Source organism: Enterobacter sp. T1-1, from assembly GCF_000710795.1.
Taxonomy (GTDB): Bacteria; Pseudomonadota; Gammaproteobacteria; order Enterobacterales; family Enterobacteriaceae; genus Enterobacter; species Enterobacter cloacae.
In genome coordinates this window covers 120465-144356 of sequence record NZ_JALW01000004.1, presented here as the reverse complement: position 1 = coordinate 144356, position 23892 = coordinate 120465, and the positions used below count along the sequence as shown (strand labels likewise).

Annotated in this window: 22 protein-coding genes; 12 read left to right on the top strand and 10 right to left on the bottom strand. The window is 53.3% G+C overall.

What is annotated here, in order from left to right; all coding sequences use genetic code 11:
• Positions 1-5: 5 nt before the first annotated feature.
• The gene (locus AK59_RS0102130; protein WP_029881911.1) at positions 6-587 is read right to left on the bottom strand and encodes a fimbrial protein; all 582 of its coding nucleotides are present in this window, start codon (positions 585-587) and stop codon (positions 6-8) included.
• Between the two features lie 1083 nt (positions 588-1670).
• Here AK59_RS0102130 and lldP point away from each other — a divergent pair.
• The 5 genes from lldP (at position 1671) to trmL (ending at position 7321) form a co-directional block, all read left to right on the top strand.
• Entirely contained in the window at positions 1671-3326 is a 1656-nt protein-coding gene (gene lldP, locus AK59_RS0102125; RefSeq protein WP_023621174.1) for an L-lactate permease, read from the top strand.
• Positions 3323-4096: a transcriptional regulator LldR gene (gene lldR / locus AK59_RS0102120; protein ID WP_020686511.1), complete on the top strand. Its 774-nt coding sequence runs from the start codon at positions 3323-3325 to the stop codon at positions 4094-4096. The genes lldP and lldR overlap by 4 nt, the downstream gene beginning before the upstream one ends.
• Positions 4093-5280: an FMN-dependent L-lactate dehydrogenase LldD gene (gene lldD, locus AK59_RS0102115; RefSeq protein WP_029881910.1), complete on the top strand. Its 1188-nt coding sequence runs from the start codon at positions 4093-4095 to the stop codon at positions 5278-5280. The genes lldR and lldD overlap by 4 nt, the downstream gene beginning before the upstream one ends.
• Before the next feature lie 181 nt (positions 5281-5461).
• Positions 5462-6802, top strand: a complete 1341-nt coding sequence (locus tag AK59_RS0102110) for an MFS transporter (protein ID WP_029881909.1) — start codon at positions 5462-5464, stop codon at positions 6800-6802.
• A 45-nt stretch (positions 6803-6847) separates the two neighbouring features.
• The gene (gene trmL, locus AK59_RS0102105; protein ID WP_013094923.1) at positions 6848-7321 is read left to right on the top strand and encodes a tRNA (uridine(34)/cytosine(34)/5-carboxymethylaminomethyluridine(34)-2'-O)-methyltransferase TrmL; all 474 of its coding nucleotides are present in this window, start codon (positions 6848-6850) and stop codon (positions 7319-7321) included.
• Here the strand turns inward: trmL and cysE are convergent.
• From cysE to AK59_RS0102080, 5 genes are all read right to left on the bottom strand, one after another.
• Positions 7318-8139 (bottom strand): serine O-acetyltransferase, encoded by an 822-nt coding sequence (gene cysE, locus AK59_RS0102100; RefSeq protein WP_013094922.1) that lies wholly within the window; start codon positions 8137-8139, stop codon positions 7318-7320. The genes trmL and cysE overlap by 4 nt on opposite strands.
• Positions 8140-8214: 75 nt before the next feature.
• The gene (gene gpsA, locus AK59_RS0102095) at positions 8215-9234 is read right to left on the bottom strand and encodes an NAD(P)H-dependent glycerol-3-phosphate dehydrogenase (RefSeq protein WP_029881908.1); all 1020 of its coding nucleotides are present in this window, start codon (positions 9232-9234) and stop codon (positions 8215-8217) included.
• Positions 9234-9701 carry a protein-export chaperone SecB gene (gene secB, locus AK59_RS0102090; protein WP_003860835.1) on the bottom strand — a complete coding sequence of 156 codons (468 nt, stop codon included), beginning with the start codon at positions 9699-9701 and terminating at the stop codon, positions 9234-9236. The genes gpsA and secB overlap by 1 nt, the downstream gene beginning before the upstream one ends.
• A 33-nt stretch (positions 9702-9734) precedes the next feature.
• Positions 9735-9986, bottom strand: a complete 252-nt coding sequence (grxC, locus tag AK59_RS0102085) for a glutaredoxin 3 (RefSeq protein ID WP_010426371.1) — start codon at positions 9984-9986, stop codon at positions 9735-9737.
• A gap of 11 nt (positions 9987-9997) precedes the next feature.
• Positions 9998-10429, bottom strand: coding sequence for a rhodanese-like domain-containing protein (locus tag AK59_RS0102080; protein ID WP_013094920.1), 432 nt, complete (start codon positions 10427-10429; stop codon positions 9998-10000).
• Between the two features lie 248 nt (positions 10430-10677).
• On the opposite strand from AK59_RS0102080, the gene gpmM reads away from it, so the two are divergent.
• Genes gpmM through AK59_RS0102065 form a run of 3 tightly spaced genes read left to right on the top strand, consistent with a single transcriptional unit; the run spans position 10678 to position 14451 of the window.
• The gene (gene gpmM / locus AK59_RS0102075; protein WP_029881907.1) at positions 10678-12222 is read left to right on the top strand and encodes a 2,3-bisphosphoglycerate-independent phosphoglycerate mutase; all 1545 of its coding nucleotides are present in this window, start codon (positions 10678-10680) and stop codon (positions 12220-12222) included.
• Positions 12223-12255: 33 nt separating this feature from the next.
• Positions 12256-13515: a murein hydrolase activator EnvC gene (envC, locus tag AK59_RS0102070; RefSeq protein ID WP_229283278.1), complete on the top strand. Its 1260-nt coding sequence runs from the start codon at positions 12256-12258 to the stop codon at positions 13513-13515.
• Positions 13516-13518: 3 nt separating this feature from the next.
• Complete coding sequence (locus tag AK59_RS0102065) at positions 13519-14451, top strand: divergent polysaccharide deacetylase family protein (protein WP_013094917.1); 933 nt, start codon at positions 13519-13521, stop codon at positions 14449-14451.
• Here AK59_RS0102065 and AK59_RS0102060 read toward each other — a convergent pair whose 3' ends face one another.
• Positions 14452-15252, bottom strand: coding sequence for a glycosyltransferase family 2 protein (locus AK59_RS0102060; protein ID WP_029881905.1), 801 nt, complete (start codon positions 15250-15252; stop codon positions 14452-14454).
• A 310-nt stretch (positions 15253-15562) separates the two neighbouring features.
• On the opposite strand from AK59_RS0102060, the gene AK59_RS0102055 reads away from it, so the two are divergent.
• Positions 15563-16660 (top strand): glycosyltransferase family 9 protein, encoded by a 1098-nt coding sequence (locus AK59_RS0102055; protein ID WP_029881904.1) that lies wholly within the window; start codon positions 15563-15565, stop codon positions 16658-16660.
• Positions 16661-16733: 73 nt separating this feature from the next.
• On the opposite strand, the gene AK59_RS0102050 is transcribed toward AK59_RS0102055, so the two are convergent.
• The 3 genes from AK59_RS0102050 to kbl form a co-directional block, all read right to left on the bottom strand.
• The gene (locus AK59_RS0102050) at positions 16734-18314 is read right to left on the bottom strand and encodes a phosphoethanolamine transferase (RefSeq protein ID WP_029881903.1); all 1581 of its coding nucleotides are present in this window, start codon (positions 18312-18314) and stop codon (positions 16734-16736) included.
• 161 nt (positions 18315-18475) lie between these two features.
• Positions 18476-19501 (bottom strand): L-threonine 3-dehydrogenase, encoded by a 1026-nt coding sequence (tdh, locus tag AK59_RS0102045; protein WP_029881902.1) that lies wholly within the window; start codon positions 19499-19501, stop codon positions 18476-18478.
• 9 nt (positions 19502-19510) lie between these two features.
• Positions 19511-20707 (bottom strand): glycine C-acetyltransferase, encoded by a 1197-nt coding sequence (kbl, locus tag AK59_RS0102040; protein ID WP_013094909.1) that lies wholly within the window; start codon positions 20705-20707, stop codon positions 19511-19513.
• Between the two features lie 215 nt (positions 20708-20922).
• Here kbl and rfaD point away from each other — a divergent pair, with 215 nt between their 5' ends.
• From rfaD to rfaC, 3 genes are read left to right on the top strand one after another with little or no spacing between them, the layout of a single operon-like run.
• Positions 20923-21855: an ADP-glyceromanno-heptose 6-epimerase gene (gene rfaD, locus AK59_RS0102035; RefSeq protein WP_013094908.1), complete on the top strand. Its 933-nt coding sequence runs from the start codon at positions 20923-20925 to the stop codon at positions 21853-21855.
• Positions 21856-21857: 2 nt separating this feature from the next.
• Complete coding sequence (rfaF, locus tag AK59_RS0102030; RefSeq protein ID WP_029881901.1) at positions 21858-22904, top strand: ADP-heptose--LPS heptosyltransferase RfaF; 1047 nt, start codon at positions 21858-21860, stop codon at positions 22902-22904.
• Between the two features lie 3 nt (positions 22905-22907).
• The gene (gene rfaC / locus AK59_RS0102025) at positions 22908-23891 is read left to right on the top strand and encodes a lipopolysaccharide heptosyltransferase RfaC (RefSeq protein ID WP_029881900.1); all 984 of its coding nucleotides are present in this window, start codon (positions 22908-22910) and stop codon (positions 23889-23891) included.
• Position 23892 lies beyond the last annotated feature (1 nt).

The following is a 23892-nucleotide window of genomic DNA, read 5'->3' as shown; positions in this document are numbered from 1 at the left end:
AATAATCAGTTATAAACCATCAGGAAATTGGACACAGCGTTGACATCACCCGCTTTGATTTCCGTTCCATCTTTGTCCAGTGCGGCAAAGAACGTTAATTCTGCATTGCCTTGAGCATCTGGTGCGGTGGTTTTTGAAACCGTACCCGGCTTAATAACCGTGCTGCGATCGCTGTTATAAAGCTTCACCCCGACGCCCGTCGCCATACCCGTGCCTGGCGTAACCTGCAACAGCGAGTCATCAACCGCATCTTTATTCCCGTCAAACAGCACCGCCACAGATTTAACCGTTTCCGGGCATTTTTCGACGTTGATTTTGAACTCACGCGGCGTTGTTTCAACGTGTTCATCGAAGTAGCTTTTCGCCCACGCCCCAAGATCTACCGTTTTGGTTTTTGATGCCGTAGTAATGTTACAGGAAATAAGGGTAATCTTGCCGGTGAAGTTGATTGTACCGCCTGTGCTCTGTGTACCTGCGTCTGTATTCAGGCTAGTATTAACGCCTGAATTACTGCTTGCCAGCACCGCCTGAGAAGATAACAGAAACCCCGCCGTGGCAAATGCCAGCGCCACATTTTTGATTTTCATTAGGAACACTTTCCCCTCTGTAAATTAAACAGATATTGATTTGTTGTACCAGGTACAATAATTTCTATAAGGATTTTAAAGCCGTCACCCAAAGGGTACTAACAGAATTGGTGACGCGACCTCAAAGAATAAATCAGGGTCCATCCCAGCGTGACAATCCGTATATTTTCTGCAAACCCTTCCGCTATATCCTACAGTTTTGGAAAACTCGTCAGGCCGCAAATAACAATGATTAGTTTGTGGTTAAAATTTAATTCAGCATCTTCTGTAATGTTGTATCTGAATAAATAGTAAATCAAATGTCCTTTAACGTCTACGCACTTAAAAGCGCTCAGCAGGCCTGTTTCACATTTCATATTTAACAACCAGATAACATATTTAACGCATTTCCATAGCCCTGAGAATTATTAACTACCTCCTAATACCGAAGCTAAATTATTTTACTTACACAACTGATCATTGTTTGATCAATTTTTTTAAGAATATTATTAGAAGAAATTATTAGCATCGTCCGAAAAACATCGTTTTTATACTGGCCAGGTGCGCTTATAAAGGATATTTTATCATTGATCAGCAAATGATCGTTTGTAATAAGCTGTTAAATCCTATATGTGAAATTTACCTTAAATGTAATTTTTTGCTAAACATGATATTCCGCATTTTTACCTAAAAAAAATTTTTATTTTTAGGTAAAAAATCACACCCTTAACACGCAAGACACCCAACACAAACCAGAATAAAACATAAATCCCTCCTAAAGTTAACATAATTGCGGTACTTGCTTCTCTTTATCCCCTTCGCTACGCACCGCGCCTGACTGAATGACACGATTTTGACCCGGTTCCTGCTCACCCCTGCACATTATGGATTTGGTCCTACCAATGGGTTTTAAAGCTATCCTTCGTTCACAGTTTCAATGATTCACGTCACAAATATATTGCTGAATAGCAACAGTTGATTAACCATTCATTGTCATTACCCCTACAACACAATATTGGCAGGACCACTTTTACACAAACTGTGACGCAGAGATGAGCGGAGACTCACCCGCAGCATAGGCTGTCTGGTCCCCAGGAGACCTGCATGAGCCTCTGGCAACAAAACTACGACCCGGCCGGGAATATCTGGCTGTCCAGCCTGATCGCATCGCTGCCGATCCTGTTCTTCTTCTTTGCGCTGATTAAGCTCAAGCTGAAGGGCTACCTCGCCGCGACGTACACCGTCGCCATCGCGCTGCTGGTGGCGCTGTTCTTCTACAAAATGCCGATCGATCGCGCGCTGGCATCCGTTGTTTACGGTTTCTTCTACGGCCTGTGGCCGATTGCGTGGATCATCATCGCCGCAGTCTTTGTCTATAAAATCTCAGTCAAAACCGGGCAGTTCGACATCATTCGCTCGTCGATTCTCTCCATCACGCCGGACCAGCGCCTGCAGATGCTGATTGTCGGCTTCTCCTTCGGGGCGTTTCTGGAAGGGGCGGCAGGGTTTGGTGCGCCGGTGGCAATCACCGCCGCGCTGCTGGTGGGGCTGGGCTTTAACCCGCTCTATGCCGCCGGTCTTTGCCTGATCGTCAACACCGCGCCGGTGGCGTTTGGTGCGATGGGTATTCCGATTCTGGTCGCAGGCCAGGTGACTGGCCTGGACAGCTTCGAAATTGGTCAGATGGTTGGCCGCCAGCTGCCGTTCCTGACCATTATCGTGCTGTTCTGGATCATGGCGATTATGGACGGCTGGCGCGGCGTGAAGGAGACCTGGCCTGCGGTGATGGTGGCGGGCGGTTCGTTCGCGATTGCCCAGTATCTCAGCTCGAACTTCCTTGGCCCGGAGCTGCCGGACATTATCTCTTCGCTGGTCTCGCTGGTCTGTCTGACGCTGTTCCTGAAACGCTGGCAGCCTGTGCGCATCTTCCGCTTTGCCGATATGGGCGCGTCGCACGTGGATCAGACGCTCGCCCGCACGGGCTATACCGCCGGGCAGATCGTTCGCGCCTGGTCACCATTCCTGTTCCTGACCGCCACCGTAACGCTGTGGAGCATCCCGCCGTTTAAGGCCCTGTTCGCCCCGGGCGGTGCGCTGTACGACATGGTGATTAACATCTCCGTGCCGTTCCTCGACAAGATGGTCGCCCGTATGCCGCCAGTGGTGCACGACGCCACGCCGTACGCGGCGGTATTTAAGTTTGACTGGTTCTCCGCCACCGGCACGGCCATCCTGTTTGCCGCACTCCTTTCTGTGGTGTGGCTGCGCATGAAACCGGCCGCCGCGGTACAGACCTTTGCGGCGACCATTAAAGAATTGATGCTGCCGATCTACTCCATCGGCATGGTGCTGGCGTTCGCGTTTATCTCGAACTACTCCGGCCTGTCATCAACGCTGGCACTGGCGCTGGCCCATACCGGCCACGCCTTCACCTTCTTCTCGCCGTTCCTCGGCTGGCTGGGGGTGTTCCTGACCGGTTCAGATACCTCGTCTAACGCCCTGTTCGCCGCCCTGCAGGCGACGGCGGCTCAGCAGATTGGCGTCTCTGACGTGCTGCTGGTGGCCGCGAATACTACCGGCGGCGTGACCGGGAAGATGATCTCTCCGCAGTCCATCGCCATTGCCTGTGCGGCGGTAGGGCTGGTGGGTAAAGAGTCCGACCTGTTCCGTTTTACCGTGAAACACAGCCTGATATTCACCTGCATGGTCGGGGTGATCACCACCCTGCAGGCCTATGTCTTAACCTGGATGATCCCATGATAGTCATGCCCAGACGCCTGTCCGACGAGATTGCCTCTCGCGTGCGGGCGCTGATTGAAGAACAACAGCTGGAAGCAGGCATGAAATTGCCCGCTGAACGTCAACTCGCCGCTCAGCTTGGCGTGTCGCGCAATTCCCTGCGTGAAGCGCTGGCGACGCTGGTCAGCGAAGGAGTACTGGTAAGCCGTCGCGGCGGCGGCACCTTTGTGCGCTGGCAACATGACGACTGGTCCGAGCAAAACATCGTCCAGCCGCTCAAAACCCTGATGGAGAATGACCCGGACTACAGCTTCGACATCCTCGAAGCCCGTCACGCCATCGAAACCAGTACCGCCTGGCATGCGGCCATGCGAGCAACCGAGGCCGACAAAGAGAAGCTCAGGGCCTGCTTCGACGCCACGCAAAGCAGCGACCCGGATATCGCTTCGCAGGCGGATGTCCGCTTTCACCTGGCGATTGCCGAGGCATCACACAACGTGGTGCTGCTCCAGACCATGCGCGGTTTTTTCGACCTGCTGCAATCCTCCGTGAAGCAGAGCCGCCAGCGCATGTATCTGGTCCCGCCGGTCTTTGCTCAACTGACCGAACAGCACGAGGCGGTGCTCAACGCCATTCTGGCCGGTGATGCCGAGGCCGCACGCAAGGCGATGATGGCGCATCTGGGCTTCGTCCACACCACCATTAAACGATTTGATGAAGATCAGGCCCGACAGGCGCGTATTACCCGTCTGCCTGGCGACAGTGATATATCCAGGGAGAACAAAGCATGATTATTTCAGCAGCCAGTGACTACCGCGCCGCGGCGCAGCGTATTTTGCCGCCGTTCCTGTTCCACTATATCGACGGCGGGGCCTATGCCGAATATACCCTGCGCCGTAACGTGGAAGATCTGTCGGAGGTGGCTCTGCGTCAGCGCGTGCTGAAGAATATGTCGGATCTGAGCCTTGAGACGAAACTGTTTAACGAAACGCTCTCCATGCCGGTAGCGCTTGCCCCGGTCGGGCTGTGTGGCATGTACGCCCGTCGCGGTGAAGTGCAGGCCGCAGCCGCGGCGGATGCCAAAGGCATCCCGTTTACCCTCTCCACCGTGTCTGTCTGCCCGATTGAAGAGGTCGCCCCGACCATCAAGCGCCCAATGTGGTTCCAGCTGTACGTCCTGCGCGATCGCGGCTTTATGCGTAACGCGCTGGAGCGCGCCAAAGCGGCGGGCTGTTCCACGCTGGTCTTTACCGTTGATATGCCCACCCCCGGCGCGCGCTACCGTGATGCCCACTCCGGCATGAGCGGCCCGAACGCTGCCCTGCGTCGTTACTGGCAGGCGGTAACACATCCGCAGTGGGCGTGGGACGTGGGCCTGAATGGTCGTCCACACGATCTGGGGAACATCTCGGCTTATCTCGGTAAGCCTACCGGGCTGGAAGATTATATCGGCTGGCTGGCGAACAATTTCGATCCGTCCATCTCCTGGAAAGACCTGGAGTGGATCCGCGAATTTTGGGACGGCCCAATGGTGATCAAAGGGATCCTCGACCCGGACGACGCCCGCGACGCGGTGCGTTTTGGCGCAGACGGGATAGTGGTCTCGAACCACGGCGGACGTCAGCTCGATGGCGTCCTCTCATCCGCACGCGCCCTTCCGGCGATTGCCGATGCGGTTAAAGGCGACATCGCTATCCTCGCCGACAGCGGTATTCGTAACGGGCTGGACGTGGTGCGTATGATTGCGCTGGGTGCCGACAGCGTACTGCTGGGACGCGCTTATCTTTACGCGCTGGCCACCAGCGGCCAGGCAGGGGTAGCAAACCTGCTCAACCTGATTGAGAAAGAGATGAAGGTTGCAATGACTCTCACCGGGGCGAAAACAATCGGCGAGATCAGCAAGGATTCTCTGGTGCAGGAGCTGAGCAAGATCCCTGCGGCACTGGCACCGCTTACCCACGGAGATGCGGCCTGACCCCCTCCCCTTAACCTACCTTACTCACGCGTCCGATCTCCTCCATCGGGCGCGTTTTTGTGTCGCAAATAACATCTAGATAACATATTAGATAAGAATATTTGACATCCCCTGCCACACGCAATTGTATAGACAAGCAAATACAAGAACACAAAAACAACATCACATCAGAGAGGAGCGTATGGCCTATTCAGGTAAGGTGGATATTCAGCAGGTAATCGACGACAGTTCCTTTTCATGGTTTCACTGGCTACTCATTGTGCTGGGCTTTCTGGTGCTGGCAATCGATGGTTTCGATACAGCGGCAATGGGCTACATTGCCCCGACACTCTCGGCAGAATGGGGGATCCACAAACAGGATCTGGGGCCGGTACTGAGTGCCGCGCTGTTGGGACTGTCGCTGGGTGCGCTGATCGCAGGTCCGGTATCGGACCGGATGGGCCGCAAGCGCGTGCTGGTCTTTTCGTGTTTATTCTTTGGTCTTGCAAGCCTGGGCGCCGCCTGGGCGCAAACCCTGAACACCCTGACGCTGTGGCGATTTCTCACCGGCCTGGGTTTGGGTGCGGCAATGCCTAACGCCATCACGCTGATCTCAGAGTTTGCCCCTAAGCGCTGTCGCGCCATGGCGATCAATACCATGTACTGCGGTTTTCCTCTGGGCGCGGCGGGGGGTGGGGCAATCTCCTCCTGGCTGATTCCTCACCACGGCTGGCGAAGCGTACTGCTGACCGGCGCAATTGCCCCGCTGATCCTGACGCTGCTGCTGGCGCTATTTTTTCCGGAGTCGGTGAAGTTTCTGGTTCAGCGTGGAAGAGACGTGATGCAGATCCGCCGTATCGCCAGCCGCTTCGCCCGCGGCACGCTGGATGGCGTGACCGGCTTTTTCCTGGCGGAGGAGCGGGTCGCGTCTAAGAAAGGGAGCGTGGCACAGCTGTTTTCTATGCCCTGGCTGCCCGGCACCCTGATGCTGTGGGTGACCTACTTTATGGGGCTGGTGATTTATTACGTCCTGCTGAGCTGGATGCCGACGCTGATGCTGGGGATGGGTTATCCGCTGGCGGAATCTGCCTGGCTCACCTCGCTGTTCACCTTCGGCGGTACCGCAGGCATTCTTCTCGCCGGGTGGATGATGGACCGCTGGGAGGCGCACAGGGTGGTGGCAGGTGGGTTTATGCTGACCATGGCGCTCATCCTGCTGCTCGGCATGGAGCATAATCACATCGCCCTGTTTGGCGGATTGATTTTCCTGATGGGGATCGCCATGAACGGCGCGCAATCAGGGATGCAAACCCTGGCCGCCACCTTCTACCCAACCGAATGCCGCGCGACGGGTATCGCGTGGATGCAGGGAATTGGCCGTTTTGGTGGCGTGGCGGGTACCATGACCAGCGCGCAGCTTCTCTCCATGCAGTGGCAGGCAGACAGTATTTTGATGATCCTCAGCCTGCCTGCGCTGGTGGCCGCGGGTGCCACCGTCTACAAAATGCTGCGCTGTCGCCCACAGGAACCCGGCGTCGCGTAGTGCCCGTCATTTCTGCTATGCTGCCCCCGCAATTAAGGGGGCAGCATGCTTAACATCGTTTTATTCGAACCAGAAATTCCGCCTAATACCGGCAACATTATCCGCCTGTGCGCCAACACCGGGTTTCGCCTGCATATTATCGAGCCGATGGGTTTTACGTGGGATGATAAACGCCTGCGTCGTGCGGGGCTGGATTATCATGAATTTACCGCAGTGGTTCGCCATCATGATTACGCCGCGTTTCTGGAAAGCGAAAAGCCAGAGCGCATGTTTGCCCTGACGACCAAAGGCACGCCCGCGCACAGCGCCGTGAGCTACCAGGCAGGCGACTATCTGATGTTTGGCCCGGAAACCCGCGGCCTGCCGGCCACGATTCTGGACGCCCTGCCCGCTGAGCAGAAAATCCGTATTCCGATGATGCCGGACAGCCGTAGCATGAACCTGTCGAACGCCGTGTCCGTGGTGGTGTATGAAGCCTGGCGCCAGCTGGGGTATCCGGGCGCCATTCTCAGAAGTTAAATGCCGTCACCATACTCAAACGTATGGTGAATGCCGTTGAAGTGCTGATCCATGTCCATCGATGGTTTATCACTGTCTGGCTTACCGACGATGCGCGCCGGTACGCCAGCGGCGGTGGTGTGCGGCGGCACGGGCTGCAGCACCACAGAGCCCGCGCCGATTTTCGCGCCGCGGCCCACTTCGATATTGCCGAGGATTTTGGCACCCGCGCCAATCATCACCCCTTCACGAATTTTCGGATGGCGATCGCCGCTGGTTTTGCCGGTACCGCCCAGGGTAACCGACTGCAGGATCGACACGTCATCTTCAATGACCGCCGTCTCACCCACAACAATCCCGGTGGCATGGTCGAGCATGATCCCCCGACCAATTTTGGCCGCCGGGTGAATATCAACCTGGAAGGTCACAGAAACCTGGTTTTGCAGGAAAATTGCCAGCGCGCGGCGGCCTTCCTTCCATAACCAGTGGCCGATGCGGTACGCCTGTAAGGCATGGAAACCCTTAAGGTACAGCAGCGGCGTAGAATATTTATCGACCGCTGGATCACGCGTGCGCACGGCCTGAATATCACAGGCGGCAGAGGCGATCATTTCCGGGTCTGCGGCGTAGGCCTCTTCCACCACTTCACGAATGGCGATGGCGGGCATGATTGAAGACGCCAGCTTGTTGGCGAGCATATAGCTCAGGGCACTACCGAGGTTTTCGTGCTTGAGTAACGTTGCATGGTAGAAACTGGCCAGCATCGGCTCACAGTCGGCCAACGCCCGGGCTTCGGCTTTAATATTATTCCAGACGATATCCAGTTCTTCACACGGCATTGCTTACTCCAGACGATAGTATAATGACCAGCCAGTTCTGCGCTGGCTGGGTCATTCAGGTGACAATGGTTCCGACTAGTTACTGCTGCGCTCGTCCTTGCGCGCACGACCTAATAAGGTCAATGCTGCCTCGCGCGCATTTTTTCCGCAATATAATACCTGATAAATTTCCTCGGTTATTGGCATTTCGACACCAAAACGGTGCGCCAATTCGCGGACTTCTTTGGTATTGCGGTAGCCTTCAACCACCTGACCAATCTTCTCCTGCGCGCCTTTTACATCCATGCCCTGACCGAGCATCATGCCAAAGCGGCGGTTACGCGACTGGTTGTCGGTACAGGTCAGCACCAGATCGCCTAAACCCGCCATCCCCATAAAGGTGGCCGGATCGGCACCCAGAGCCGCCCCGAGACGGGACATCTCGGTTAACCCACGGGTAATCAGCGCAGTACGTGCATTGGCACCAAAGCCAATGCCGTCGGACATCCCGGCGCCAATGGCGATGACGTTCTTCACCGCACCGCCCAGCTGCACGCCGATAAAATCGGGGTTGATGTACACGCGGAAACTCTTGCCGCAGTGCAGCAGGTGCTGAAGATCGTCCGCAAAGACAGGATCCGTGGAGGCCAGCGAGATTGCCGTTGGCAGGCCTGCGGCCAGCTCTTTGGCAAACGTTGGGCCGGAGATAACCGCCAGCGGGATCTCGGTACCCAGCACTTCGCGGGCAACGTCCTGCAACAGACGACCGGTTTCGGCTTCCAGCCCCTTCGTTGCCCACACAATGCGTGCATCCGGGCGCATCAGCGGCTTGATCTGCTGTAGCACGTCGCCAAACACATGGCTCGGCACCACAATCAAAATATTGCGGCTGGCTGCCAGCGCGGTCGCAAGGTCGCTTTCCAGGTGCAGGGAGTCAGGGAACGGAACGTCAGGAAGGAACGCCACGTTGCAGCGGTCGTGCTGCAGCGTTGCGATATGTTTTGGGTCGTGGCCCCACAGGACCACCTCGTGACCATTTCTTGCCAGCGTGATGGCAAGAGCGGTGCCGTAAGAGCCGGCACCGATCACAGTCATTGACGCATTAACAGTGCTCATCAGGCATCCTGATGTTGTTCAGCACCTTCGCCAGCCTGCTGCTGCAGATAGTTCATGAACAGCGCATCAAAGTTAACTGGCGCAAGGTTCAGTTGCGGGAATGTACCGCGAGAAACCAGGCTGGTGATGCATTCACGCGCATACGGGAACAGGATGTTCGGGCAGTATGCACCCAGGCAATGCGCCATCTGGTTGCCTTCAATACCGCCGATGGAGAAGATACCGCCCTGCTGAACTTCACACAGGAATGCAGTTTCTTCGCCCAGAGAGGCGGTCACGGTCACACGCAGTACGACTTCATACACGTCATCAGCCAGCTGGGTTGATGCGGTATCCAGATCAAGTTTAACCTCTGGCTGCCAATCTTTCTGGAAAACATGTGGCGCATTTGGCGCTTCGAAAGAGACATCCTTGGTGTAGATACGCTGGATCTGGAAAGTCATTTCGGTGTTGTTTTGTTCTGACATGGAAAAACCCTTTTTAAATTGTCCTAAAGTCTCTTAGCTCAGCAGGGGATCGAGTCCACCACGGGCGTCGAGCGCATACAAGTCATCACAGCCGCCAATGTGCTGCGCATCAATAAAAATCTGCGGAACCGTCGTGCGACCACTACGTTGAATCATCTCTTCGCGTTTTATCGCGTCACCATCGATCGGCAGTTCCTGGAACGTTACGCCTTTGCTGTTCAGCAGCGCTTTCGCACGGTGACAGAACGGGCAGGTCGCTTTGGTGTAGATCTCGATATTGGCCATCACTGAACTCCTTATTTACCGCGCACCAAAGGAAGGTTTTCTCCGCTCCAGCCGGAAATGCCTTCTTTCAGTACAGAGACGTTTTCGAAGCCTGCTTTATGAAGCAGGCTAGCAGATTCCTGCGCCTGCATGCCGGTACCGTCAACAACGATAATCGGCTGGGCTTTATGCTTCTCAAGCTCGCCCACGTTGTTGGCTTTGATTTCAGCTGGCAGCAGGTTGATAGCGCCTGCAATGTGCCCTTTGCGGAAATCGTCACGCTGACGCAGATCGACCACGACGGCATCTTCTTTGTTAATCAGACGCGTCGCTTCACCACGGGTGATAACCTTAATCTTAGACGTCAGGCCCTTAAATGTGGTGAACAGCACAGCGGCCAGCAGGCCAATCCACGCGATGCTCAGAACCGGATGGCGGCTAACGAATTGCATAATTTCTTGCATGGAGGGTAACTACTCCCGACTTAGTGATTAAAAAAACCAGGACAGGAGTATACCTGTGCGTTGTGGCAAATACAGCCAGCGACCCTAAGCTAATCCATTTTCTGCGGCATGCCACCTAAAAAAATGCCTCAAAATGGTCGGAGAAGCATCTTGCCCCTGCCCTTTCTTTGATCTTCTGCGGCTATTTGAACGATTCAGCTGTAGTAAAATTACGCAAATTTTTGACTCTTGAGCATGAGGTTGTCGCAATGTCGGTTTCTAAAAAACCTATGGTACTGGTGATTCTGGATGGCTATGGCTACCGTGAAGATCAACAGGATAACGCCATTTTCAACGCTAAAACCCCGGTCATGGATGCGCTGTGGGCGAAACGTCCCCACACTCTGATTGACGCATCCGGCCTGGAAGTGGGTCTGCCGGACCGTCAGATGGGTAACTCTGAAGTCGGTCACGTCAACCTGGGCGCCGGGCGCATTGTCTATCAGGATCTGACGCGTCTGGATGTTGAAATCAAAGAACGCACCTTCTTCGCCAACCCTGTGCTGTGTGGTGCGGTGGATAAAGCCGTTGCCGCAGGCAAAGCCGTGCATATCATGGGTCTGCTGTCTGCCGGCGGCGTTCATAGCCATGAAGATCATATTATGGCGATGGTTGAACTGGCCGCTGAGCGCGGTGCGGAAAAAATCTACCTGCACGCGTTCCTGGATGGCCGCGATACGCCACCGCGTAGCGCTAAAGGTTCGCTGGAAGCCTTCGAAGAGAAATTTGCCGCACTGGGCAAAGGCCGCGTGGCATCTATTATTGGCCGCTACTACGCCATGGATCGCGATAATCGCTGGGATCGTGTGGAACAGGCCTATGACCTGATGACGCTGGCAAAAGGCGAGTTCCAGTTTGCGACTGCCGTTGAGGGCCTTGAAGCCGCGTACGCGCGCGATGAAAACGACGAATTCGTGAAAGCGACCGTCATTCGCGCAGAAGGCCAGGCTGATGCCGCCATGGAAGATGGCGACGCGCTGATCTTCATGAACTTCCGTGCTGACCGTGCGCGTGAAATCACCCGCGCATTCGTTAACAGCGATTTCGACGGTTTCGCCCGTAAGAAAGCGGTGAACATCAACTTCATCCAGTTGACCGAATACGCCGCTGACATCGACGCCCCATGCGCTTACCCACCAGCTTCACTGGCCAATACCTTCGGTGAGTGGATGGCGAAAAACGATAAGACGCAGTTGCGTATCTCCGAAACCGAGAAATATGCCCACGTCACCTTCTTCTTTAACGGCGGTGTAGAAGAGCCGTTCAAAGGCGAAGATCGCATTCTGATTAATTCACCAAAAGTCGCTACCTATGACCTGCAGCCAGAGATGAGCTCTGCGGAATTGACCGAAAAACTGGTTGCGGCGATCGTTAGCGGTAAATACGACACCATCATCTGTAACTATCCGAACGGTGACATGGTGGGTCATACCGGGGTGATGGAAGCGGCTATTAAAGCGGTTGAAGCGCTGGATCACTGCGTTGAGCAGGTTGCCAAAGCGGTTGAATCCGTTGGCGGCCAGCTGCTGATTACCGCTGACCACGGTAACGCAGAGCAGATGCGCGACCCGGCAACCGGACAGGCGCATACCGCCCACACCAACCTGCCGGTTCCGCTGATTTATGTAGGTGATAAAGCACTGAAAGCAGTGGAAGGCGGCAAGCTTTCTGACATCGCGCCAACCATGCTGTCGCTGATGGGTATGCCGATCCCTGAAGAGATGACTGGTAAGCCGCTGTTCATCGTGGAATAATCGCTCCCCATGAGGGGAAAGGCGATTTTTTCAATCACATGGGTCGTGAAACCGCTTAGGTTATCAGTCAGACCTCTGTTTTACGCCAGCGCACTCAGCGCTGGCGTATTGCTGTGCGCCGCATCCGCCCACGCGGACGATCGCGCTCAGCTGAAATCCATTCAGGCCGATATCGCCGCCAAAGAGCGTGCGGTACGTCAGCAGCAACAGCAACGCGCGTCGCTGCTTGCTCAGCTTAAGCAGCAGGAAGAGGCGATCTCCGCCGCCGCACGTAAGCTCCGCGAAACACAAAACACCCTCTCCCAGTTGAATAAACAGATCGACGAGATGAACGCGTCGATTGCCAAACTGGAACGTCAGCGCGATGCGCAGGAACGTAATCTTGCGGCACAGCTTGATGCCGCATTCCGCCAGGGTGAACACACCGGCCTTCAGCTGATCCTCAGCGGTGAAGAGAGCCAGCGCGGTCAGCGCCTGCAGGCCTATTTCGGCTATCTGAACCAGGCGCGTCAGGAGACTATCGCGCAGCTAAAACAGACGCGCGAAGAGGTCACCACGCAAAAAGCCGAGCTGGAAGAGAAGCAGAGCCAGCAGCAGACGCTGCTCTACGAACAGCAGGCCCAGCAGGCAAAGCTCGAGCAGGCTCGCAACGAACGTAAGAAAACCCTTTCCGGGCTTGAATCCTCCATTCAGGCTGGTCAGAGCCAGTTGAGCGAAATGCGCGCCAACGAATCGAAGCTGCGTAATAGCATCGCCCGAGCGGAAGCCGCGGCAAAAGCCCGCGCCGAAAAAGAGGCTCGCGAGGCGCAGGCCGTTCGCGATAAGCAGCAGGAAGCCTCCCGTAAAGGCACAACCTATAAACCAAGCGAAAGCGAACGCTCATTGATGTCACGAACCGGTGGCCTGGGCTCCCCTCGCGGTCAGGCTTACTGGCCCGTTCGCGGTACAATTCTGCATCGTTATGGCGAACAGCTGCAGGGTGAACTACGTTGGAAAGGGATAGTTATCGGTGCGTCTGAAGGTAGCGAAGTGAAAGCCATCGCCGATGGCCGCGTGATCCTGGCCGACTGGCTGCAGGGTTACGGGCTTGTGGTGGTGGTTGAGCACGGTAAAGGCGACATGAGCCTCTACGGTTACAACCAGAGCGCACTGGTCAGCGTTGGCACTCAGGTGCGCGCGGGTCAACCCATCGCCCTTGTGGGCAGCAGTGGCGGTCAGGGCCGCCCGTCACTCTATTTCGAAATTCGTCGCCAGGGTCAGGCGGTCAATCCACAGCCGTGGTTGGGAAGATAAGTTTTGCTTCAATTTCGTCGAATTGTTCTCTCCGTCGCCAGCGCACTGGCGCTGGTCGCACCGGTATACGCCGGTAAACTCGCCATTGTGATTGATGACTTCGGTTATCGTCCGCACTATGAAAATCAGGTGCTGGCGATGCCGGCAGCCATTTCTGTCGCCGTCCTCCCGAATGCGCCACATGCGCGTGAGATGGCGACCAAGGCCCACAACAGCGGCCACCAGGTTTTGATCCATCTGCCGATGGCCCCCATCAGCAAACAACCGCTGGAAAAAGATACTCTGCGCCCTGAGATGAGCAGCGATGAGATCGATCGCATTATCCGCGACGCTTACAACAAAGTTCCGTATGCCGTGGGGTTAAACAACCATATGGGCAGCGCGATGACATCCAGCCTGTACGGGATGCTCAAAGTGATGCAGGCGCTGGAGCGTTACAACCTCTACTTCCTCGACAGCATGACCATCGGCAACAGTCAGGCGATGCGTGCCGCGCAGGGAACGGGGGTGAAGGTGATTAAGCGCAAGGTGTTCCTTGACGATACGCAGAACGAAGCAGACATTCGCGTGCAGTTTAATCGCGCTGTGCAGCTGGCCCGCCGCAATGGCTCCGCGATTGCCATCGGCCACCCGCATCCGTCGACCGTTCGCGTCCTGCAGCAAATGCTACCGACCTTGCCTTCGGATATCACGCTGGTCCGCCCGAGCGATCTCCTGAACGAACCACAGGTTGATACGTCGACGCCGAACCAGGGTAAACCAGGGTCATCAACGCCGCGTAACCCGTTCCGCGGCGTAAAACGCTGTGTGCCGAAACATGCCCCTGAACCGGTTTATGCGACCCGGTTCTTCTCTGTGATTGGTGAAAGCATGAGCCAGAGTACGCTGGTGCAATATTTTCAACATCAGTGGCAGGGCTGGGGTAAGAAAGCGTAACTATTTTATAAGGTGAGAGTCCGTGTGCTCCCGTGCAGCGGACTCACGTTCATCCTGATACTGATACCAGGCTTTGAAATATTTTAAAAAACTGTACAAGGTGGCATAAAGCCCTGTAACCACCCCAACTTTCCCCTGCCGCCATGCCCCGCTAAACAAGTACCATTTAAAGAAAGCCCCAATAGCACTCACCACACCACGTGCGATTGACGGCCTGAGCGTCTGATATTTTACGACTCGGGTGGTATAGACATTCAGCTTATTAAACACTTCATGCAGGGAATAAAATGTGTCGTGTCGGACATGGCCAGGTATACGTGTCACCCGCGCCGCACCTATCGCCTTATCATCCACTGGTCGATTGTTAAATCTGACATGCTGGCGGTTGAACAATCTCAATGGGAAATCTGGAGAAGAAATCGGATAGATGGTTCGTGTGCGCTCGCCTAAGACATACCAGTAGCGTGACAGGCTCCATCCGCAATCAGCGGGCGGCTCCTCTCCAGACTTTAACGCCAGGATATAATGTATAGTGTCTTCATCGAGTATTTCGTCACTATCCATACATAACACCCAGTCGTTAGATGACCGGGAAATGGCAATATTCATCTGCTCACCGTGCATTGCATACGGATGAAATATTGGTGTAATGGCATATTCCTGAAGGATAACTAATGTCTCATCTGAACTACCAGAATCAACAACAATAAACTCATCTGCAATACTCATTAACGGCGTTAACACCTTATGTAACAAGCGGGCAGAGTTGTATGTCAAAAGACATACGGTTAGTTTAAACATGTGGTCTCCTGAACTCAGTCAAGTCATTCCTGACAAGATAGTGCCAGCTATCACTGTTGTCACTTCCGAATCTGTATCTTATTTTTTATGGAAAAGCTGGCAAGGCTCACTTTGGTCAATAAAAAACTCTATAACATGATAGTCATCCCAGAAAAAATGACGGAACTCACAGAGTGAAAAAATGCATTAACTTATTGTTAAGTAACAGTAAAATCTTTGTCGCGTTGTTCTATTTCCTCAGACATTCCTTTTCGTTGTCGTTAAGATTATACTACCCCCAGTAAAATGCTTAATTTGGTTTAGCGTGGTTATGAAGAAAATAATTGGTTATTTAAAGGAAATTAACAGGCAGCGAAACTATAAAACTAAAGAATTAAAAAGACGGCTACAGTTGCTTTCTTTATCGCGACAATTACAGGATAAGCGACAAGAAAAAATTGACGTCTCCAGCGTTAAAAAAATTCTTTTCCCTTTTGTTGATCTTGGAATTGGCGATGCGGTATGCCATACAGGAACCTGGCGTAATCTGAAAGATGCAGGCTATCAACTTCAGGTCATTGTTGAAGAACGAAATCGCGATCTCTTCGAGAAGATGACTGACATTGATGAAGTTTATGTTGTCGATATCAACAATATCAAAAAAATGAAAGATATCGAGACAGATCTGGTGATTAGTCATTATTCATGGATGAAGAGAAAGGAATTATTTAACACACAACTTCTGGCAAAAATTCATTATAAATATGCGATTGGATTTGGTGGCTGGCTGGATAAACCCTATAACTTAATGTTACCGGTGAGTCCTGAGTTTCATATTACACATCCCCAAAAAAAAATACTTAACGCTTTAAGTATTAAGCCCGCATCTCTTAGCTACTCCTTACCTGTTTTACCCGAGCACGAAGTTTTTATTGATGATTTTCTACAACCTCATGCTGGTAAAAAGATCGTTGTGCTTAATCCCTTCGCGAGCGTAGCCGAACGCAGTCTTTCTCTGCCTCAACTGGAAAAACTGGCGATTGATATTGTGCAGCACCCGGATACACAAGTTTTCATCATTGGTGAAGGTAAAAAACTAGCAGACCTTGCCTTCGATGATGAGAAAATTACTGTCTGTCGATTTAAATCGCTTTGGGATGCTATCACACTCATAAAAAAAGCCGATTTAGTGGTCTCTGTTGATACGGCCATAGTTCATATCGCCTGTGCGTTTGATAAAAAAATTATTGCCATCTATTTTTCAATGCTGCTGGATCATAATAAAAAGTTTGAAGGCAATACTATTTTCTCCCCAGTTGGCAAGAATTCAGAACAACTGATATTTGACAAGCGCCACAATAAAATAAACATTGATGATATCTCATCAAAAGTATTGAATAAACTTAGTAACGATAGTTCTGCGATCTAATAATAAAAGGGGCCTCAGGCCCCTTTTATTATTTTACGTCACCTTGATGTGCAGTAGATATCACTCGTTCGGGCTAACGTATATTACTCCAGTAATAGGTCTTACCTGTGGTATCCAGTACTGAGACATTCTTATCGTAACCGGCAAGCCATGAGTTTACCGACTGGACAGGTTGACCCTGACGATGGATCCCCAACCACAATTCAGCAAGCGTATTAACATCATCAGCAGACCAGACGGTGTAATAGTCTCCTGTGTATTGCCTGGCTTTATCAACCTGTTGCCCATACCAGATAAACACAGGGATGTGCAGAGCCTCTCGTGGAGGGTTCACATTACCGTGAGAGTAAACGACAGCGCGTTGCGGATCACGAATCAAACCATGATCGGAAAAATACATAACCGAAGAACGCGAGTTGGCCAGCATGCTAAACATCTTGCCCATCAATGTGTCTGTATACCGTACCGAGTTGTCATAACAGTCATCCGCCTCATTACTACCATGTAACACCGCCTGGTTTGCCGGAAAGCGCGTACAGGATGGTTCATGGCTGCCGTATAAATGCAAGACGATCACTTTTTTACCCGGGGTTTTTAATGCATTCTGCAGCAGAGGTAGAAGATCTTCATCGTAACCGCCTTCGAGCCATTCATGCTTTTTCGTATTCATCGCAATCCCGGTGATGACGTTGTTATGCGCCCCGCCTTTACCCTGATGACTAAACCAATAAGTTTCATAGCCTGCTTTATTGGCAATATTAATAACATTATCACCATATTTTTTCGGATCGCGAATATTCACTTTATCAGCGGTCATGGCCAACGGAACGGCCATAATCGTAACCGGTGCTGGCGCAACAGCATTACGGAACAGCAAGAGCTGCGATTTCTGCTTTTCCAGCTCTGGTGTTGTATCTCGTTGATAACCGTAGATGCCCATATTCGCCGCTCGCTCAGACTCACCGATAACCAGCACGTAGTTCTCAATACCGGTATCCGAAAGCGTGAGCTTGTAATCAGGAATGTTGTTACCGATATTGGCAATGACCGAGTTATCTTCAATAGCCTGCATGAAAACTTTTGCCGTACTGACTGGTGTCGCCTGAACCACGCGCTGCGCCAGACTTTCGACGCTGCTTTTCCTGAGCTGGTGTTGTAGTGCCTGACCATAGAAAGCCAACAACGTCACACCAAGCACAATGGCAGGCCAGCGACGAAATCGCGGTGCAACGGGCCATGCACCCGTATTTGCGGTATAAATAAAAAAAGTAGAGAGTGTGATAAAAATAATGCATTCACGCCAGTACACACTGAGCATTGAACTTGCTTCATCCGGTGTGGAGTGGATTATGCTCATTGCAAACCCATAACTAAACGCAGAATCGAAATTTCTCCATGCGTATAGCTGGAGAGAAATATCTGCCGCAACTGGAATGAGAAGTACAATCGCCAGTACATTGCGTATTAATTTATTGTCTATGCACTTGAGCATCAACAACATCAATAAAAAAACAAACGATCTGTTAATTACCAAATTATAGCGGGCATGTAAAATATTTACAGCCATAAGTATTAAAAGAGAAATCGCCAGATTTAAAAAAGAGGTAACCCGTGAAGTTGTATCAACCAGCTTCAGCGAAAGGTGCGTGGACATAATGTTTTGACAAGCCTGACAGTGTCTTCCTGACGTAATTATTAATAAACGCGTGGAGAAGAAAGATTGGTATTTTATTGAAAATTAACAAGAAAATTACGAAAAGTCAAACTACCAAAATTAGCACTGGCACCCGTTCACACGGGTGCCAGCTGGCGGGTTTAATCCCAGCTCAAAATAACTTTCCCGGACTGACCCGAACGCATCGCGTCAAAGCCTTTCTGGAAATCATCAACGGAGAAACGATGTGTAATAATTGGAGACAGATCCAGACCAGACTGAATTAATGCCGCCATCTTATACCAGGTTTCGAACATTTCACGGCCATAGATACCTTTAATGAACAGCCCTTTGAAGATAACTTTATTCCAGTCGATAGACATATCCGACGGCGGAATACCCAGCATCGCAATACGACCGCCGTGGTTCATGGTATCCAACATAGTACGGAACGCCGGTGGTGCGCCGGACATCTCCAGACCCACATCAAACCCTTCGGTCATGCCCAGCTCTTCCATCACATCGGCCAGGCTCTCTTTAGAGACATCCACCGCACGGGTGACGCCCATCTTGCGGGCCAGCGACAGACGGTATTCGTTCACGTCGGTAATCACTACATTACGCGCACCCACGTGCTTCGCCACCGCTGCGGCCATAATCCCGATAGGGCCCGCGCCGGAGACCAGCACGTCTTCACCCACCAGGTCGAAAGAGAGCGCCGTATGTACCGCGTTGCCGAACGGGTCAAAGATGGAGGCCAGATCGTCAGAAATGTTGTCCGGAATTTTGAACGCGTTAAAGGCCGGGATCACCAGGTACTCGGCAAAGCAGCCCGGACGGTTCACGCCCACGCCAATAGTATTACGGCACAGGTGCGTACGCCCACCGCGGCAGTTACGGCAGTGGCCGCAGGTGATGTGTCCTTCACCGGAGACGCGGTCGCCAATGTTAAAACCTTTCACTTCCTGACCAATCCCAACCACTTCACCAACGTATTCGTGGCCGACAACCATGGGTACCGGAATGGTTTTTTGCGACCACTGATCCCAGTTGTAGATATGAACGTCAGTGCCGCAAATGGCGGTTTTACGAATTTTGATCAGCAGATCGTTATGACCGACTTCCGGCTCCGGCACGTCGGTCATCCAAATCCCTTCTTCCGCTTTCAGTTTGGATAACGCTTTCATCACACATCCTCAGGCAATTACGCCCAGCTGTTTACCGATGCGGGTAAAGGCTTCCACCGCACGTTCAATTTGTTCAGGCGAATGCGCCGCGGACATCTGGGTGCGGATACGCGCCTGGCCTTTTGGTACGACCGGGAAGAAGAACCCGGTCACGTAAATGCCTTCTTTTTGCAGCTCACGGGCAAAGTTCTGCGCCACGACGGCATCACCCAGCATGACCGGGATAATGGCGTGGTCAGCACCGGCCAGGGTAAACCCTGCCGCACTCATTTTTTCGCGGAACAGGCGCGCGTTGGACCACAGACGGTCGCGCAGTTCAGCCCCGGATTCCACCATCTCCAGCACTTTGATGGAGGCGGCAACAATGGCCGGCGCGAGGGAGTTGGAGAACAGGTACGGACGGGAGCGCTGGCGCAGCCACTCCACCACCTCTTTACGCGCAGCGGTATAACCGCCAGACGCGCCACCAAGCGCTTTGCCCAGCGTACCGGTGATGATGTCCACGCGGCCCATCACGTCACAGTATTCATGCGAGCCACGGCCGTTTTCACCCACAAAACCGACCGCGTGCGAGTCATCGACCATCACCAGCGCATCGTATTTATCCGCCAGGTCGCACACGCCCTTCAGGTTGGCAATCACGCCGTCCATAGAGAACACGCCGTCAGTGGCGATGAGCACATGGCGAGCACCCGCTTCACGCGCCTCTTTCAGGCGTGCTTCCAGTTCAACCATATCGTTGTTGGCATAGCGGAAACGCTTCGCTTTACACAGGCGCACACCATCAATGATGGAAGCGTGGTTAAGGGCGTCGGAGATAATGGCATCTTCTGCACCCAGCAGCGTCTCAAACAGACCGCCGTTGGCGTCGAAGCAGGAGGAGTACAGAATTGCGTCTTCCATGCCTAAGAAGTTCGCCAGCTTTTTCTCAAGCTGCTTGTGACTGTCCTGCGTGCCGCAGATAAAGCGTACGGAGGCCATACCAAAACCGTGGGTATCCATACCGCTTTTCGCCGCAGCAATCAGCTCAGGGTGATTCGCAAGACCCAGGTAGTTGTTCGCACAAAAGTTGATCACATGGCTGCCATCGGCAACGGTGATGTCCGCCTGCTGAGCAGACGTGATAATACGCTCTTCTTTAAACAACCCTTCCGCACGCGCGGTTTCAAGGTCGCTGTTTAACTGTTTGTAAAAATCACCACGCATTGCAATTCTCCAGACTCGGCAAATTTCGGCACATATTACCCAAACCTATAGTTCATGACGAGATGACACATTATCTCTTCTCGTTTTTGCAGCATAAATCACGTGTACCCTTGCGCTATGTCGGTGAATGGCTGAAGGGCAGCCATACTAATGATATGATAGAACCATTAGCGTCCGGGATTGTCCCCGGGCTCCACACTTCAAAGGTTACAGTTATGATCATCGTTACCGGCGGCGCGGGCTTTATCGGCAGCAATATTGTTAAAGCTCTCAATGACAAAGGCATCACCGACATCCTGGTGGTTGACAACCTGAAAGACGGCACCAAGTTCGTCAACCTGGTGGATCTGAACATCGCTGACTACATGGATAAAGAAGACTTCCTTATCCAGATTATGGCAGGTGAAGAGTTCGGCGAGATCGAAGCCATCTTCCACGAAGGGGCATGCTCCTCCACCACAGAGTGGGACGGCAAGTACATGATGGACAACAACTATCAGTACTCTAAAGAGCTGCTTCACTACTGTCTGGAGCGTGAAATTCCGTTCCTGTATGCCTCTTCGGCGGCCACCTACGGCGGACGTACCTCTGATTTCATTGAATCCCGCGAATATGAGCAGCCGTTGAACGTTTACGGTTACTCCAAGTTCCTTTTCGACGAATATGTGCGTCAGGTGTTGCCAGAAGCGAACTCCCAAATCGTTGGTTTCCGCTACTTCAACGTCTACGGGCCGCGCGAAGGCCACAAAGGCAGCATGGCGAGCGTGGCGTTCCATCTGAACACTCAGCTGAATAACGGCGAAAGTCCAAAACTGTTCGAAGGCAGCGACGGCTTTAAGCGTGACTTCGTCTACGTAGGCGACGTTGCCGCCGTGAACCTGTGGTTCTGGGAAAATGGGGTATCCGGTATTTTCAACCTTGGCACCGGCCGCGCGGAGTCTTTCCAGGCCGTGGCTGACGCAACGCTGGCGTATCACAAGAAAGGCAGCATTGAGTACATTCCTTTCCCGGACAAACTGAAAGGCCGCTACCAGGCATTCACCCAGGCCGATCTGACTAACCTGCGCGCAGCGGGTTATGACAAGCCGTTCAAGACCGTTGCCGAAGGCGTAACGGAATATATGGCCTGGCTGAACCGCGACGCGTAAGTATGAGAATTCTGGTGATCGGCCCGTCATGGGTGGGCGACATGATGATGTCGCAAAGTCTCTATCGCACGCTCAAGGCGCGTTATCCCCAGGCGATAATCGACGTGATGGCACCCGCATGGTGCCGTCCGTTGTTATCGCGTATGCCGGAAGTGAATGAAGCCATCCCGATGCCGCTCGGCCACGGGGCGCTGGAAATTGGCGAACGCCGTAAACTCGGTCACAGTCTGCGCGAGAAGCGTTATGACCGCGCTTACGTGTTACCCAATTCGTTTAAATCCGCGCTTGTGCCCTTCTTCGCCGGTGTGCCGCACCGTACCGGCTGGCGCGGTGAGATGCGCTACGGTCTGCTGAATGACGCACGCGTGCTGGATAAAGAGGCCTGGCCATTAATGGTGGAGCGCTATGTGGCGCTGGCCTACGACAAAGGCGTAATGCGCAGCGCAAAAGACCTGCCGCAACCGCTGCTATGGCCACAGCTACAGGTCAGCGAGGGTGAAAAATCCCAGACCTGTAACGCGTTTGGTCTTTCCTCTGAACGGCCGATGATTGGCTTCTGCCCGGGCGCAGAATTCGGCCCGGCAAAACGCTGGCCGCACTATCACTACGCAGAGCTGGCAAAGCAGTTGATTGACGAAGGTTATCAGATCGTTCTGTTCGGCTCGGCCAAAGACCACGAGGCGGGGAACGAAATTCTTGCAGCCCTCAGCACAGAACAGCAGGCCTGGTGCCGCAACCTGGCCGGGGAAACCCAGCTCGAGCAGGCGGTGATTTTACTTTCTGCCTGTAAAGCCGTAGTCACCAACGACTCCGGGCTGATGCATGTCGCCGCCGCGCTCAACCGCCCGCTGGTTGCGTTGTACGGTCCAAGTAGCCCGGACTTTACGCCGCCGCTCTCAAATAAGGCGCGCGTTATTCGTCTGATCACGGGTTACCATAAGGTGCGTAAAGGCGATGCCGCGCAAGGTTATCACCAGAGCCTGATCGACATCACGCCGCAGCGCGTTCTCGAAGAACTCAACGAACTGCTGCTGAGCGAAGAAGGATAACGAATGCGGGTACTGATCGTTAAAACCTCTTCGATGGGTGATGTGCTGCATACGCTTCCGTCGCTGACGGACGCCATGCGGGCCATTCCAGGCATTCGTTTTGACTGGGTGGTGGAAGAGGGTTTCGCGCAGATCCCTACCTGGCACGAAGCGGTCGACCGCGTGATCCCGGTGGCCATCCGCCGCTGGCGTAAAGCGTGGTTTTCCACACCGATAAAAGCCGAGCGCAAAGCCTTCCGCGATGCGGTGCAGGCGCAGCGTTACGACGCCATTATCGACGCGCAGGGGCTGGTCAAAAGCGCCGCGCTAGTCACGCGCCTGGCACACGGTGTAAAGCACGGCATGGACTGGCAAACCGCCCGCGAACCACTCGCCAGCCTGTTCTATAACCGTCGTCACCATATTGCAAAGCAGCAGCACGCAGTGGAACGCACCCGCGAGCTCTTCGCAAAAAGCCTCGGTTACACAAAGCCGGAAACGCAGGGTGATTACGCGATTTCGCAGCATTTTCTGCGTGATGCAGAGAAGCCTGCGCAGCCCTGGCTGGTCTTCCTGCATGCCACAACGCGCGATGATAAGCACTGGCCGGAAACGCACTGGCGAAGACTCATTGAACTAATGCAACCTGCCGGCATCCATATTAAACTGCCGTGGGGTGCTGAACATGAGCGCCAGCGTGCTGAACGTCTGGCAGCCGGTTTTTCGCACGTCGAGGTTTTACCTAAACTCACGCTGGCGCAAGTTGCTGCAGAGCTGGCCGGAGCTAAAGCTGTCGTTTCCGTTGATACGGGTTTAAGCCATTTAACCGCGGCGCTGGATCGTCCAAACATCACGATTTTTGGCCCGACCGATCCCGGTTTGATTGGGGGTTACGGTAAAAACCAGCATCAAATGGTCAGCCCGACTCAACAAACGAGGGACATTAGCGCAGATGCCATTTTTTCATTTTTACAGGACAGCCACTGGCTTTCCGACAGGGATATCTAAC

Bases quoted from the DNA above. Each gene is read 5' to 3' on its own strand.
- AK59_RS0102130 (WP_029881911.1), bottom strand. From the start codon at position 587: ATGAAAATCAAAAATGTGGCGCTGGCATTTGCCACGGCGGGGTTTCTG.
- lldP (WP_023621174.1), top strand. From the start codon at position 1,671: ATGAGCCTCTGGCAACAAAACTACGACCCGGCCGGGAATATCTGGCTG.
- lldR (WP_020686511.1), top strand. From the start codon at position 3,323: ATGATAGTCATGCCCAGACGCCTGTCCGACGAGATTGCCTCTCGCGTG.
- lldD (WP_029881910.1), top strand. From the start codon at position 4,093: ATGATTATTTCAGCAGCCAGTGACTACCGCGCCGCGGCGCAGCGTATT.
- AK59_RS0102110 (WP_029881909.1), top strand. From the start codon at position 5,462: ATGGCCTATTCAGGTAAGGTGGATATTCAGCAGGTAATCGACGACAGT.
- trmL (WP_013094923.1), top strand. From the start codon at position 6,848: ATGCTTAACATCGTTTTATTCGAACCAGAAATTCCGCCTAATACCGGC.
- cysE (WP_013094922.1), bottom strand. From the start codon at position 8,139: ATGCCGTGTGAAGAACTGGATATCGTCTGGAATAATATTAAAGCCGAA.
- gpsA (WP_029881908.1), bottom strand. From the start codon at position 9,234: ATGAGCACTGTTAATGCGTCAATGACTGTGATCGGTGCCGGCTCTTAC.
- secB (WP_003860835.1), bottom strand. From the start codon at position 9,701: ATGTCAGAACAAAACAACACCGAAATGACTTTCCAGATCCAGCGTATC.
- grxC (WP_010426371.1), bottom strand. From the start codon at position 9,986: ATGGCCAATATCGAGATCTACACCAAAGCGACCTGCCCGTTCTGTCAC.
- AK59_RS0102080 (WP_013094920.1), bottom strand. From the start codon at position 10,429: ATGCAAGAAATTATGCAATTCGTTAGCCGCCATCCGGTTCTGAGCATC.
- gpmM (WP_029881907.1), top strand. From the start codon at position 10,678: ATGTCGGTTTCTAAAAAACCTATGGTACTGGTGATTCTGGATGGCTAT.
- AK59_RS0102060 (WP_029881905.1), bottom strand. From the start codon at position 15,252: ATGTTTAAACTAACCGTATGTCTTTTGACATACAACTCTGCCCGCTTG.
- AK59_RS0102055 (WP_029881904.1), top strand. From the start codon at position 15,563: ATGAAGAAAATAATTGGTTATTTAAAGGAAATTAACAGGCAGCGAAAC.
- AK59_RS0102050 (WP_029881903.1), bottom strand. From the start codon at position 18,314: ATGTCCACGCACCTTTCGCTGAAGCTGGTTGATACAACTTCACGGGTT.
- tdh (WP_029881902.1), bottom strand. From the start codon at position 19,501: ATGAAAGCGTTATCCAAACTGAAAGCGGAAGAAGGGATTTGGATGACC.
- kbl (WP_013094909.1), bottom strand. From the start codon at position 20,707: ATGCGTGGTGATTTTTACAAACAGTTAAACAGCGACCTTGAAACCGCG.
- rfaD (WP_013094908.1), top strand. From the start codon at position 20,923: ATGATCATCGTTACCGGCGGCGCGGGCTTTATCGGCAGCAATATTGTT.
- rfaF (WP_029881901.1), top strand. From the start codon at position 21,858: ATGAGAATTCTGGTGATCGGCCCGTCATGGGTGGGCGACATGATGATG.
- rfaC (WP_029881900.1), top strand. From the start codon at position 22,908: ATGCGGGTACTGATCGTTAAAACCTCTTCGATGGGTGATGTGCTGCAT.